We start from the raw sequence: 11,439 nt of genomic DNA, 5'->3' as shown, positions 1-11,439 counted from the left end.
GCCGCACCCTCAGCGCCGCGGTCCGGGCCTCCATCCGGGCGACCTCGGCGAGCCCGTCCAAGCAACCGTCCGCCAGCCGCCGCAACGGATCGCCGTCTCCCACCGGGTCGGCAGCAGGCGCATCGGCGTCGCCAGCGCCGGCACCGGCCAAGGCAGCCAGCGCGGCAACCGACGCGGCGACGGCCTCCACGGCCGCCCCGCTCTCCGCACTCAACACTGTCCTGCTCTCCACACTCAGATCATCTCAGGAGCCACCGACAATTTTTGATGAAGCTGAAGTGACCGAGCACCCGGCAGTCCACTTCTGACAGCTGCCGATAGAGCATCCAATGGCATCGACGCGAGTGTTGAGTGTCGCACGCCTGCGTAGTAGCGTGACAAGAAATGTCAATACGTATAACAAGGACTCGGGAGTGATCATGGCATATATGACACAGGGGCTGGTGGCTGTCACGGCGGCCCTGGCATTGAGCGTGACGGGTGTCGCCGTCGCTGCCCCAGCGCAGGCCGATCCGCGGGAGACCGCAAAGACGTCAACCGCCACTGGGTACGGCGGAGCGGTGAGCACCGTGGATCCGGAGGCATCCGCTGCGGCGATCGAGGTCCTCCGCAAGGGCGGCAACGCAGCGGACGCCGCCGTCGCCGCAGCCGCGACCCTTGGCGTGACTGAGCCATACAGTGCCGGGATTGGCGGCGGAGGCTACTTCGTGTACTACGAAGCGAAGACCGGCAAGGTGGGCACGATCGACGGCCGCGAGACCGCACCGGCAGGAATGCCGCACAACGCGTTCATCGACCCAGCGACCGGCAAGCCCTTCAATTTCACGCCCGAGCTCGTCACAAGCGGCGTCTCCGTTGGCGTCCCCGGCACCCCGGCTACCTGGGCGCGTGCCCTGGACCGGTGGGGCACGTTGAGCCTCGGCGATGCCCTCAAGCCTGCCATCAACGTGGCCACCCGTGGATTCGTGGTCGATGAGACGTTCCGCCAGCAGACCCTCGACAACAAGGCCCGGTTCGAGGCGTTTCCCTCGACCAGCAGCCTCTACCTCCCAGGCGGTGACGCCCCCGCCGTCGGCAGTGTCTTCCAGAACCACGACCTCGCCGAGACATACCGGCTCCTCGCGAAAAAGGGCACGGACGGCTTCTACGGCGGGCCGCTTGCGGCGGAGATCGCGGCCACGGTGCAGGCTCCGCCCAAGACTTCCAACACAAAGCTGCCCGTTCCGGCAGGGCACCTGACGACGGCGGATCTCGCCGCGTACCGCGCCGTGGATCAGGCGCCCACGCACGTGGACTACCGCGACCTGGACGTCTACGGCATGGCGCCCTCCAGCAGCGGCGGCACCACGGTGGGCGAGGCGCTGAACATCCTGGCGCCCTCCAACCTGTCCGGGATGTCCACGCCGGGCGCCCTGCACCACTACCTCGAGGCCAGCGCGCTTGCCTTCGCGGACCGTGGCAAGTACGTGGGGGACCCCGCGTTCGTGAGCGTTCCCACCGCCGCGCTTACGGACCCGGTGTTCGGCAAGGAGCGTGCCTGCCAGATTAACCCGCTGCACGCGGCAGCGAAGCCGGTTGCGCCGGGGAACGTGTCCTCGTACGACGGCGAGTGCCCGGCCGCCGCCGTCGCGCCCGTCGACGAGAAGGACACCGAGAACGTCTCGACGACCAACCTGACCGTCGCGGACAAGTGGGGGAACGTGGTCGACGACACGCTCACGATCGAGCAGACCGGAGGGTCCGGCATGGTGGTCCCCGGCCGCGGCTTCCTGCTCAACAACGAGCTGACCGACTTCTCGACCGTCTACGACCCGGCCGACCCGAACCGGATCGAGCCGGGGAAGCGCCCGCGCTCGTCCATGTCGCCGACCATCATCCTCAAGGAGGGCAAGCCGTTCCTCGCTCTCGGCTCGCCCGGTGGATCGACCATCATCACAACCGTCCTTCAGACCATCCTGAACCGGGTGGATCTTGGCATGACCATCTCCGAGGCGATCGCTGCACCGCGTGCCTCGCAACGGAATACGGCCAAGGTCACGGCCGAACCCGATTTCATCGCCAAGTACGGCAGCCAGCTGGCACCGTTTGGCCATCAGCTCACGCCGTCCGGGGATGCGTTCACCTCGGCAGCGGAGATCGGCGCCGCGACCGCCATTGAGTTCCTGCCCCACGGCGGCATGGTCGCCGCCGCCGAGCCCGTGAGGCGCGGCGGCGGATCCGCGATGGCTGTTAGAGCGACGCGGATGTAGGCCGCGCAGTATCGGTTCCTAGCCGCCGCAGACCGCAGCGACGGCGGCCGCCGTCGAATTGGTTCATGAGGGTTCAACCCGTCTTTCATTTGGACCTCATGGTCTTCCTTCATGCTGCGTCTAACAGTCTGAAGCGGCACTTCACACCGCACCCTGGAGCTGACTCCATGAGCTGGTGCCTGCTCGTTCGGCAATACGCCGACGAAGCTACAGGCGGATCTTGGAGCGTCTGCCGAGCATGGTCCGATAGGAGGCCAGGAGAGTACGTGCTGGAGGTCATGAGCCGAGGCCGAACCCCCGCCGTCCGCGGAGCCTATCTGCGCCACGGTCGCTTTGAGCTGGAACCGCTGGACAATCCTGAATTGCTGCGTCATTTTGAAAACGTGCCGGAGATGTCGCTTCAATGCAGTGCCTTGCGGGCCGCGGCAGAGGCAGTGACGAAGAATTTGCTTCGGACGGCTCCGGATCGGCTGACGTGGTCCCACGGAGACCTGAACGGCAATCGGATCATCGCAGTGAGCGACCGATCCCCGCTCGGATTGCTGGATTTTGACGAAGGAGCCCTAACAGATGCGGCTCTCGATCTGGACAATATGTACTTGTACTTGGACCTGAACCGGCGACGGAACCACATGTCGTCGGCACGTTACCTGACGGCCCACACTCAGGTGTTGGCCGTAGCCGAGGAACTGCATGTCAATCCGGACGGGTTCCATGCCTACACAGTGGACCGAAGCCAAACGATATCTTTAGTGCTACCAGCGAGTAAGGCGAAGGCTTTAACGAGTATGAACCGTGCTTAAACAGGTAGCCGCCACTCAGGGTGTCCCGGCTCCCTGCTCGTTAGGATGGGTCTCCCGGGCCGGTGATTCCCGGATTCGGCGGCACATTTCAATCACGCCGCAGTCAGGGCATTTGTCCCGGATGATTTAGACGCATGGCCGCCGCGCCCAGGTTCCAGCAGCGTGCCGCCGTCGCTGATAGCTCCAATTCATAGGCGCCATCATCGAATCCATGGTGGTGAGGGCATCTTTCACTTCAATGAAGACTTTGCGAGGAATTCATGCGGCGACCAATATTTGCACGTTTAGTCCTTATCGCTTCAATTGTCGGATTCAGTGTGGTGCCCCTTCCTGCCAAGGCAGCTGGCGGATTGGCGACAGACAAGGTTGTCAGCACGCACCAGTCCGCGTTTTCTCGGACCGTCGTTTCGCCCGCCTTCACAACCAGCCAATCCAATGAACTGTTGGTTGCATTTGTGAGCGCTGATGGACCGGCAACTACCGGGTCACAGCAATTCACGTCAGTGACCGGTGGCGGCCTCACCTGGCGCCTGCGTAAGCGGACCAACGTGCAGTATGGAACGGCTGAAATTTGGCAGGCCGTGTCGAACGGCATCCTCACGAACGCGAGAGTGACTGCCACACACAACGGGTCCTACCAGGCTTCCATAACGGTCGCCACCTTCACTGGCGCGGACACTGCCACCGACGGAGCGGTCGGGGGAGCCAACGGGCCCACTGGAGCGCCCAGCACTTCTCTGACGACAACCCGCACCGGATCCTGGGTCTGGGGTGTGGGAAATGACTGGAGCAGGGCCACCCCCCGCACTGTCGGAAGTGGTCAAACCAAGGTCGATGAGTTCCTTTCCAGCGCCAGTGACACATTCTGGACACAACGCGAAACTGCGCCCGGCACAGCGACGGCGCCCTCTTCCGTGAGAATTTTTGACACCGCTCCCACCACGGACAAGTGGAATCTGTCCTTGATCGAGATTCGGCCCGCCCCGGCCGCGCCCGCGGCCCCGGTGTTCACGGCGTCCACGCCCCCGGCGACGGCCACGGTCGGAGCTGCGTACACGTACACGTTCGCCGCTAGCGGTGACCCGGCCCCGACCTTCAGTGTCGCCTCCGGTGCCCTGCCGGCCGGGCTAAGCCTGAACACCACCACCGGAGTCCTCTCCGGGACGCCGACGGCGGCCGGTGCGGCAACGTTCACGGTCGCCGCGGCCAACGGGGTCAGCCCCGACGCGGTCACGCCCGTCCGCACGATCACCGTCAACCCCGCCCAGTCGGCCGACGGTACCCAGGCCGCCGTCGTCTTCGGTTGGGGCCAGGTGGTTACCGGGGACGAATTTTCCTATACGGGAGCGCCGAATCCGTTGAAATGGGGCGTCTACAACAGCCCGGGACATGCGGGCAACGGGATCCGGAGTCCGAACGCTTGGTCCGTGGACGGCAGCGTTGTCACCGTCAGTGGTGACTCGGCCGGCACTACCGGCGGGATGTCCGCCAAGTTTGCCCAGCAACGGTACGGCCGCTGGGAAGCCCGAATGAGAACCAGTGACCGGGATCCGAAATACCATCCGGTCCTGATCCTGTGGCCGAACAACAACACGTCCCCCAACTGTGCCGAAATTGATTACGCCGAAGGAACGTCCGATACGTCCAGGATCAAGTTCTTCCTGCACTACGCCTGCAGCGGCTCGAACTTCCAGACGCAGTCAGCACAACCGATCGATACCACCCAGTGGCATAACTACGCGATCCAATGGACCCCCTCCGGGATCACCGGATACATCGACGGTGTGCAATGGTTCACAGACACGGACCCGGCGCACCAGCCCACGGTCGGGATGCACCAAACCATCCAGCTTGACTGGTTCCCGGACGGGACCGCCACGAAGCCGAGCCAGATGCAGGTCGACTGGGTGCGGGTCTACAACTAACGCCGGCCCCGCCTGATGGATTCCTATGAGGCCCGGATGGCGGGGATCGCCCTGCCATCATGGCCATCCTGGATTTTTTGAGGTAGTGCGGCTCATCCTAATCGTGGATCCCTGCCTTGCTCTGACACCTACGCGGGCAACTCCGCCCTAGCCGCTGATCGCCCCTGGCTCTGATGTTATGAATGAAATGACCATGCAACAGCATGACTCCAGCGGACTGGCCTTCCGGCTGCCGGCAGTAGCAGCGACACCGTGCGCAGGCCGACGCCCGGGATCAGGTGGGCTACCTCGACGGTGGGCTGGCCCGCTTCGGACGCAGCTGCATCGGTGAATCCGAGCGCCTGGTTGCGGAGCTCTCCATGGACGCGGCCGTGGCCGCGGCGGACACGTTGCTGGTCACCGTCCCCAACCAGCTCGGCGTGGACTTCTACATGAGACAGCTCGAGTCAATTTCCCGCGACCTCCGCCCCGCTTTGGGATGGGACTGACGCGGCACCCTTCGTTGCCCGGGAGAATACTACGTCTCGCCCGCCCTGCAACGACTGATCGAATCGACTCCGGCTGAGGAGCTGGGGGACCGGAACGGTCAGTTTGCGGGCGTCATCGACGACGCCCCCCGGGCCCCGATGCCTCGGTGGTCATCACCGGCGTTACGGAGGCCCGGCTCCGCCAGGGGTCGGTGGCAATCGTCGTCACGGACTTCACCACCAATCCCTACGGCGAGAGCGCCAGCCTGTACCGCACGGCGCTGCTGGTCGGCGGAATCGCGGTGTTACACGGGCCGTGCATGAGAAAGCGCCCACGCTGTGGCGGGCCGTGCCGTTGCTGGCCGGCCTGGCGGGCATGGCCACAGGCGCCGTGTTGGCCAGGATCGACACGGACGGCAACCCGTGGACTTCTCCGCTGCTGCTCGGCGGCTTCGCGCTGACCGCCCTCGGCATCGTCACCATCGGCCCGTGGCTGACCCGGATGGCCAGCACCATCGGCCTGCACCAGGTGCGCGGCGCAGCCTCGGTCATCGCCGCCAGCCGCATGGTCCGTTCCAGCATCGCTATCCCGGCCACCCGATTTGAGTAAGACCACGGACCTGGCTTTGGGCCTTTCTCGCTTTTAGCCCTCGCAGTCCGTGCAGTAGATATCGGTGCCGGACTGCCGGGCGATCTGGGAACGGTGCCGGACCAGGAAACAGGAGCTGCAGGTGAACTCGTCGTCGGCCTGCGGGATGACCTGGACAATCAGCTCTTCGGCGATGAACTCGCCGCCGGGGACTCCGGCCCCGTCCAGCCCGTCGGCCTCGTCCAGTTCTTGGACGACGCTGCGGGCGTCCGGTGCGTTGGCGGACTGGAGTGCTTCCAGGGAGTTTTCCTGGGTTTCCTTAACGTCCGAGCGGACTTCGTCGTAATCGGTTGCCACGTGGCTTGTTCTCTTTCTCGAGTCTTAACTAGGCTAAGTGCAACGTATGGCACCCCGCGGTTGTTCCGAAGGCGAGGCCAGAATCCACGCCGTGCGGCGTTCGCCGGCCACACCATGGGCGCGGTGCCGGGCGCCGCCGCAGTTCGGGCCTAGGATCAACGGCATGATGCAGGGACCAATCGACGCCGCCGACGGGAAGAACTCGCTCAGCGTCGATGCTGGGATACTCGAGAGCGTCTGGCGCCCGGGTTCCTTGGTGGACGCCGAAGATGCCAGGGACGCCATGCTTGCCGTGGACCGGATCAGTGGCGGGACGCCGATGCCAATGCTCTCCGAGATGACCGACGTGGTGTTCAGCGCGGCGGCCAGATACCAATTCGCACAGAGCAGGGGCGTGGTGGCCATCGCGGTCCTCGGATCCAGCACAGTCGACAGGGTGATCGCTTCCGCCACGAGCCGGGAGACCAAGTACCCGCACGAGTTCTTTATGTCCAGGACCGACGCAATCGCATGGCTGAAGGAAGTCATCCAGAGCCGCGATTAGGAATTGCCGCAGGGCCTGGCACCGCATTCAGTTCTGCTCGCGATCCGAGACAGACCGGTCTTTCCCGTTGTAAAGTGTCTTCACGGTCTTCCGCCCCGCTGGCTCCAGGAATGTATGCCCTCGGGATCGTGGCCGGTTCCGGGCTCTACCGGAACGGGAACAAAGGAATAGCCAATGTCCATTGAGTTGACGTCCCGTGCGGAACCCTCACACGGACACACCACCACGGACGCGTTGGTCAACGGGCCGGAGGGCAACTGGGCGCGGGGGATACGCCTGCAGGCCACCGAGATCATCGCCGAAGTGCTGTCTGATTCTTCGCCGGGGCACGCCCGTGCACGGGAGCAGCTGTGCCGTTTGCTGCAGGCCAACCCGGGCCGGCCGGAAGTAGCGCTGGCGGAACACCTGATCGCCTCCGGGAAGAAACTGCCCGGGACCGCCGAACCGACCTGACACTCGTCAAGGACGAAGGGGCGGCGGAAACGCCCGCACAGCCCTCGACATCAGGCGCCGGACGGTCGCCCGGGCGCCGTTCAGCCGCCCGCCAACCCCTGCTGCATCATCGTCCCATCGAGCGCGTGCGCTACGGCCGCGCGGATGCGGGCGTGCTCGGAGGCCTTTCCGGGGAGGGAGCCTAGGCCGGGCGGCCAGCTCGACAGGCTCAGGGTTCGCGTCGATTCGCGGCAGCCCGGCTCCGCGGCAACAGGAATCCGACGGCAACAAGCCAGAGCAGGCCGCCGAACCGCCCGACGGGCAGCAGGAACTGGAGCGGCTCGATCACCATGGAGAGGAAACTCAGCTCGGACAGCGCGGCGATGACCAGGCCGGCCCAGGCCAGCCAGCGCGGCACGAAGCGCAGGATGAGGGCGGGGACGGCGATTCCGGCAACGAGGAGTCCCAAGCCGACCACATAGGCGACGCCGCCCGTGATGAATGCGAGAAACGACAATGCATGGGTCAGTGGCACATCGGTGGTGATTTCCGGGCGGCTCAGGACCCACCCCACGGCGGCCGAGAGCATGAGGAACACCGAAGCGGCAATGCCGCCAAAGAAGCCGATTGCGGGCCCAGGGACGCGCACGCCAAGCCGGAGCTGCCGGGCGTAAACGGTGGCCGCAAAGATGCCGAGCGGGACCGCTGAGCCGAATTGGAACAGGCTGGCGAGCCGCACGGCGTCGGTGTTCCCGTGAAAATATGCCGCGACTAGGCCGGCGGGGGAGAAGGGCGAGACGTAGGCCTGCCCGTTGGTGAGGATCGCGCTGCTGAGCAGGGCCGCGATCATGAGTCCCAGACTCACGGCCGCCAGGATGCCCGGGTTGGGGCCGCCGGATCGGGTCGAGGGAGCAGTGTGGTGGGAGGACAGGTCAGTCATGATGGCTTCTTTCCGATAATTACGTCACAGCTAAAATGATTCATCTGTTGAATGATTCTGTCAATGGCGTAATATTGGGGCATGGACTCACCGGATCCGCCGCGGCCGAAGCGAACCGCTTTCCTGCTGTCCCAGCTCGGGGCGCTGGCATCGGCACGCTTCGCCGAGCGCACGCGCGAACTCGGCCTGACCCCAAGCGACGCGGGCGTGCTCCGCCTGCTCGGCCGCAGCCCCGGACTGAGCCAGCGGTCCCTGGCCGACCGCCTCGGGGCGGTGCCGAGCCGCGTGGTTCCCCTCATCGACTCGCTGGAAACGCGAGGGCTGGTTGCCCGCGAGCGCAGCAGTGCCGACCGGCGGAACTACGAGCTCCGGCTGACGGCCGAGGGCACGAAGGTTCTCGGAGCACTGCGCGGAATCGCCGAACGGCACGAGGCCGAACTCCTGGCCCCGCTCACCAGCGAACAGTCTGCGCAGCTGGGGATCCTGCTGGCCAGGTTGGCGAGCGCCCATGCCCTCGACACGGACCTGCACCGGGACACGCGGCCGGAGTGAACCCGGCGTGCCGGCCGGTTCTTCGAGGCAATAGCCGTCCTTTTCAGCAGGCGGGCAGTGTGGGATCATCCCGGTATGGGCGAAAATACTGAACCGCGGGTGACCTTGCCCTCCAGCCCCGAGCGCCTGAAGGGCACGCATCACCGCGACGTTGATGGCTACGGAAATCCGATCACGCAGCAGCTGCGCATCATCGGTCAGCGGCGCCGCGAAGCCGAAGAAAAGCTCGACCGGCACCTGCAGGACGCACGCAAGAGCCACTGAGCGCGGCATGGGCGATGGGAAATGCAGGCGCCCGTCGGGCGCCTGCCTATCCTTTCCGTGCCGTCTACTTGGCGGCCACGGCGAACGCCGGCGCCTCCTCGGGCGCAGCCACGGGCCCTGCCGCGGCCTCGGACTTGCGCTCCTTGAGGAAGTAGACAAGGCCGGCGGCGATTGTCGATGCCGCTGCGAGGGCGAAGAGCCCCGGGATGACGCTGCCGGTCTGCTCCTTGATGATGCCGAAACCAAACGGCGCCACGAAGCCACCGAGGTTGCCCAGGGAGTTGATGATGGCAATGGCCGGCGCGAGGATGAGGGGGTGCAGGCCTGACTGGGGGATGGTCCAGAACAATGGTGACGCGCTCTTGAATCCCATGGCGGCGATGGCCAGGAACACGAGGGCCAGGACCGGGGAGGCGACGGCGGCTGCGAGCGTTCCGACGGCGGCGACCAGGAGCGCAGCGACGAGGAGGGGCCGCTTGGACTTGGCCTTGTCCTGCCACTTGGCGGCGAAGTACATGGCAATCACGGCGCAGACCCAAGGGATGGCGGAGAGGAATCCGACGCTCAGGTCCGTGGTCCCCGGGATCTGCTTGACGATGCTGGGCAGCCAGAACGTGTTGGCGTAGATGGAGAGCTGCACGGAGAAATAGATGCCGCAAAGGAGGAGGATCTGGGGGTTCAGGAGCATCTTCCAGCGGTTGATCTTCCCGCTGGGATTCCCGCCTGAGGCGGGGGCGTGCTGGGCGTCCTCGTCCGCAATCGCCGCGGTGAGGGCAAACTTCTCGCCCGCTGTCAGCCATGTGGCGTCCGCGATCTTGGCGTCAAGGACGAAGAACACCGCAATGCCGACAACCACGGAAAGCAACCCCTCGAAGCCGAACAGCCACTGCCAGCCGCGGAATCCCAGGACGTCGTGGAGGCTGAGCAGCATTCCGGCGGTCGGGCCGGAGAGCGCCGCGGCGACCGAGGAGCCGGCGATGAAGATCGCTGTTGCTTTGCCCCGCTGGCCTGCCGGCACCCAGCGGGCGAAGTAGAAGATGACGGCGGGGAAGAAACCGGCTTCCGCTGCGCCGAGGAGGAACCGCAGGGCGTAGAACATGGTCTCGTTCTGCACGAACACCATCAGAAAAGAGACGATGCCCCAGCTGATCATGATCCTGGCCAGCCAGACCTTGGCGCCGTACCTCTCCATCATCACGTTGCTGGGCAGTTCGAAGATTGCGTAGGCGATGAAGAACAGCCCGGCCCCGAACCCGTAGGCGGCGGCGCCGATGCCGACATCCGCGTGCAGATGCTCCTGGGCATAGCCGATGTTGGACCGGTTGAGCTGGTTGCAGACCAACATGACGAGCATGATGGGCAGCACCCGCTTGAAGAACTTTTTCGTGGCCAAGGCCACGTCCGTGACAGCGTTGTCGACAGACTGCATGGAGATTTCCTTTGAATTGGCGAAGCTGGTCGGCCGGGGCGGGCAGTTGATTGTGGCCCTCGCCACAGCGATTCTTCACTTTATTCGGCGGCGGTAATGCCCGTCCAACACATTAATTGCATCGATGGATACCTTGAGGGACTGGAAGTCCCCGCCCGATGTCCGGGCCCTGGGGTCAGCCGTGGCCGGGAGCGGCAGCGCGCAGCCGCCGTCGGGAATTTGCCAGATGGCTCCGCATCGCCGCTGACGACGACGGTCCGTCGCCCTCCGCGATGGCGGCGACGATTGATTCGTGTTCCTGCACCACTTGGTCGAAATGCCCGCGCGCATCAGGCTCGCCGCTGCCCACGAGCCGGCCGCGGGGCATCGCGATCATGGTCGGCCCCAGGGATGCGAGGCAGTCGGAGTAAAAGGGGTTTCCGGAGGCTGCGGCAATGGCCCGGTGGAACTCGTAATCAGCCTTCATGGCGTGTCCCGGGTGGGCCGCGCTGTCCACGAAGTCCTCAAAAGCCTTCCGGACAGCGTTCAGCTGCCGGTCTGTGTGGTTCCGGGCGGCGAGGGCCGCAGCCTCGGACTCCACCGCGATGCGGAACTCCAGCTGCCACAGGCGGTCTTCCAGGCTGGCCACGGGGCGGCTGCCGGCCGACTGCTGCGGGCCGTCCGGCGGCGGGGTCAGCGCGAAGCTGCCCCGCCCGCGTTCGGTTTCCACGAGCCCCTCAGCCTGCAGCCGGGTCAGCGCCGAACGGACCACGGTCCGGCTGACGCCGAATTCGCTGATCAGGGTGTTTTCGCTGGGCAGCTTCGCGCCCGGCGCAATGACGCCGTCGACGATGCGGCGTCGAAGATCGCTCGCGAGGTCCGCGGTCAGGTTCCGGCTCATGGCTTCAA

At 65.4% G+C, this 11,439-nt stretch carries 13 protein-coding genes and 1 pseudogene; 9 read left to right on the top strand and 5 right to left on the bottom strand.

What is annotated here, in order from left to right:
* Positions 1-232: pseudogene (locus tag AC1DZV_RS08035) on the bottom strand (HNH endonuclease signature motif containing protein); the annotation flags it as partial.
* Between the two features lie 187 nt (positions 233-419).
* Here AC1DZV_RS08035 and ggt point away from each other — a divergent pair.
* The 5 genes from ggt to AC1DZV_RS08010 all read left to right on the top strand — a co-directional run bounded on the left by ggt (position 420) and on the right by AC1DZV_RS08010 (position 6,054).
* Entirely contained in the window at positions 420-2,249 is a 1,830-nt protein-coding gene (gene ggt / locus AC1DZV_RS08030; protein WP_476953409.1) for a gamma-glutamyltransferase, read from the top strand.
* A gap of 266 nt (positions 2,250-2,515) precedes the next feature.
* A complete protein-coding gene (locus AC1DZV_RS08025) occupies positions 2,516-3,052 on the top strand; it encodes a phosphotransferase (protein WP_476953408.1) in 537 nt (178 codons plus the stop codon).
* A 914-nt stretch (positions 3,053-3,966) separates the two neighbouring features.
* Entirely contained in the window at positions 3,967-4,977 is a 1,011-nt protein-coding gene (locus AC1DZV_RS08020) for a family 16 glycosylhydrolase (RefSeq protein WP_476952446.1), read from the top strand.
* 278 nt (positions 4,978-5,255) lie between these two features.
* Positions 5,256-5,465 (top strand): hypothetical protein, encoded by a 210-nt coding sequence (locus AC1DZV_RS08015; RefSeq protein ID WP_476952260.1) that lies wholly within the window; start codon positions 5,256-5,258, stop codon positions 5,463-5,465.
* A gap of 295 nt (positions 5,466-5,760) precedes the next feature.
* Entirely contained in the window at positions 5,761-6,054 is a 294-nt protein-coding gene (locus AC1DZV_RS08010; RefSeq protein WP_476953407.1) for a hypothetical protein, read from the top strand.
* Positions 6,055-6,087: 33 nt separating this feature from the next.
* Here the strand turns inward: AC1DZV_RS08010 and AC1DZV_RS08005 are convergent, their stop codons facing one another.
* Positions 6,088-6,390: a DUF4193 domain-containing protein gene (locus AC1DZV_RS08005; protein ID WP_028277900.1), complete on the bottom strand. Its 303-nt coding sequence runs from the start codon at positions 6,388-6,390 to the stop codon at positions 6,088-6,090.
* Positions 6,391-6,553: 163 nt separating this feature from the next.
* On the opposite strand from AC1DZV_RS08005, the gene AC1DZV_RS08000 reads away from it, so the two are divergent.
* The gene (locus AC1DZV_RS08000) at positions 6,554-6,934 is read left to right on the top strand and encodes a DUF7793 family protein (RefSeq protein WP_476953406.1); all 381 of its coding nucleotides are present in this window, start codon (positions 6,554-6,556) and stop codon (positions 6,932-6,934) included.
* Between the two features lie 174 nt (positions 6,935-7,108).
* Complete coding sequence (locus AC1DZV_RS07995) at positions 7,109-7,387, top strand: hypothetical protein (protein WP_476953405.1); 279 nt, start codon at positions 7,109-7,111, stop codon at positions 7,385-7,387.
* A gap of 208 nt (positions 7,388-7,595) precedes the next feature.
* Here AC1DZV_RS07995 and AC1DZV_RS07990 read toward each other — a convergent pair whose 3' ends face one another.
* A complete protein-coding gene (locus AC1DZV_RS07990) occupies positions 7,596-8,306 on the bottom strand; it encodes a hypothetical protein (protein ID WP_476953404.1) in 711 nt (236 codons plus the stop codon).
* Positions 8,307-8,387: 81 nt separating this feature from the next.
* On the opposite strand from AC1DZV_RS07990, the gene AC1DZV_RS07985 reads away from it, so the two are divergent.
* Together AC1DZV_RS07985 and AC1DZV_RS07980 are read left to right on the top strand one after the other, a co-directional pair.
* The gene (locus tag AC1DZV_RS07985; RefSeq protein ID WP_476953403.1) at positions 8,388-8,858 is read left to right on the top strand and encodes a MarR family winged helix-turn-helix transcriptional regulator; all 471 of its coding nucleotides are present in this window, start codon (positions 8,388-8,390) and stop codon (positions 8,856-8,858) included.
* A 75-nt stretch (positions 8,859-8,933) separates the two neighbouring features.
* Positions 8,934-9,122 carry a hypothetical protein gene (locus tag AC1DZV_RS07980; protein WP_476953402.1) on the top strand — a complete coding sequence of 63 codons (189 nt, stop codon included), beginning with the start codon at positions 8,934-8,936 and terminating at the stop codon, positions 9,120-9,122.
* A 64-nt stretch (positions 9,123-9,186) separates the two neighbouring features.
* On the opposite strand, the gene AC1DZV_RS07975 is transcribed toward AC1DZV_RS07980, so the two are convergent.
* Positions 9,187-10,551: an MFS transporter gene (locus AC1DZV_RS07975; RefSeq protein WP_476953401.1), complete on the bottom strand. Its 1,365-nt coding sequence runs from the start codon at positions 10,549-10,551 to the stop codon at positions 9,187-9,189.
* A gap of 175 nt (positions 10,552-10,726) precedes the next feature.
* Positions 10,727-11,431 carry a FadR/GntR family transcriptional regulator gene (locus AC1DZV_RS07970; protein WP_476953400.1) on the bottom strand — a complete coding sequence of 235 codons (705 nt, stop codon included), beginning with the start codon at positions 11,429-11,431 and terminating at the stop codon, positions 10,727-10,729.
* Positions 11,432-11,439 lie beyond the last annotated feature (8 nt).

The sequence above is a fragment of the Arthrobacter sp. P1_D12 genome (genome assembly GCF_056406175.1).
The sequence above is the reverse complement of the archived record's forward strand: the minus strand, read 5'-3'. Positions and strand labels throughout refer to the sequence as shown.

Excerpts from the sequence above, each read along its gene's own strand:
- AC1DZV_RS07995 (WP_476953405.1), top strand. The coding sequence starts at position 7,109 with ATGTCCATTGAGTTGACGTCCCGTGCGGAACCCTCACACGGACACACC.
- AC1DZV_RS07990 (WP_476953404.1), bottom strand. The coding sequence starts at position 8,306 with ATGACTGACCTGTCCTCCCACCACACTGCTCCCTCGACCCGATCCGGC.
- ggt (WP_476953409.1), top strand. The coding sequence starts at position 420 with ATGGCATATATGACACAGGGGCTGGTGGCTGTCACGGCGGCCCTGGCA.
- AC1DZV_RS07970 (WP_476953400.1), bottom strand. The coding sequence starts at position 11,431 with ATGAGCCGGAACCTGACCGCGGACCTCGCGAGCGATCTTCGACGCCGC.
- AC1DZV_RS07985 (WP_476953403.1), top strand. The coding sequence starts at position 8,388 with ATGGACTCACCGGATCCGCCGCGGCCGAAGCGAACCGCTTTCCTGCTG.
- AC1DZV_RS08000 (WP_476953406.1), top strand. The coding sequence starts at position 6,554 with ATGATGCAGGGACCAATCGACGCCGCCGACGGGAAGAACTCGCTCAGC.
- AC1DZV_RS07980 (WP_476953402.1), top strand. The coding sequence starts at position 8,934 with ATGGGCGAAAATACTGAACCGCGGGTGACCTTGCCCTCCAGCCCCGAG.
- AC1DZV_RS07975 (WP_476953401.1), bottom strand. The coding sequence starts at position 10,551 with ATGCAGTCTGTCGACAACGCTGTCACGGACGTGGCCTTGGCCACGAAA.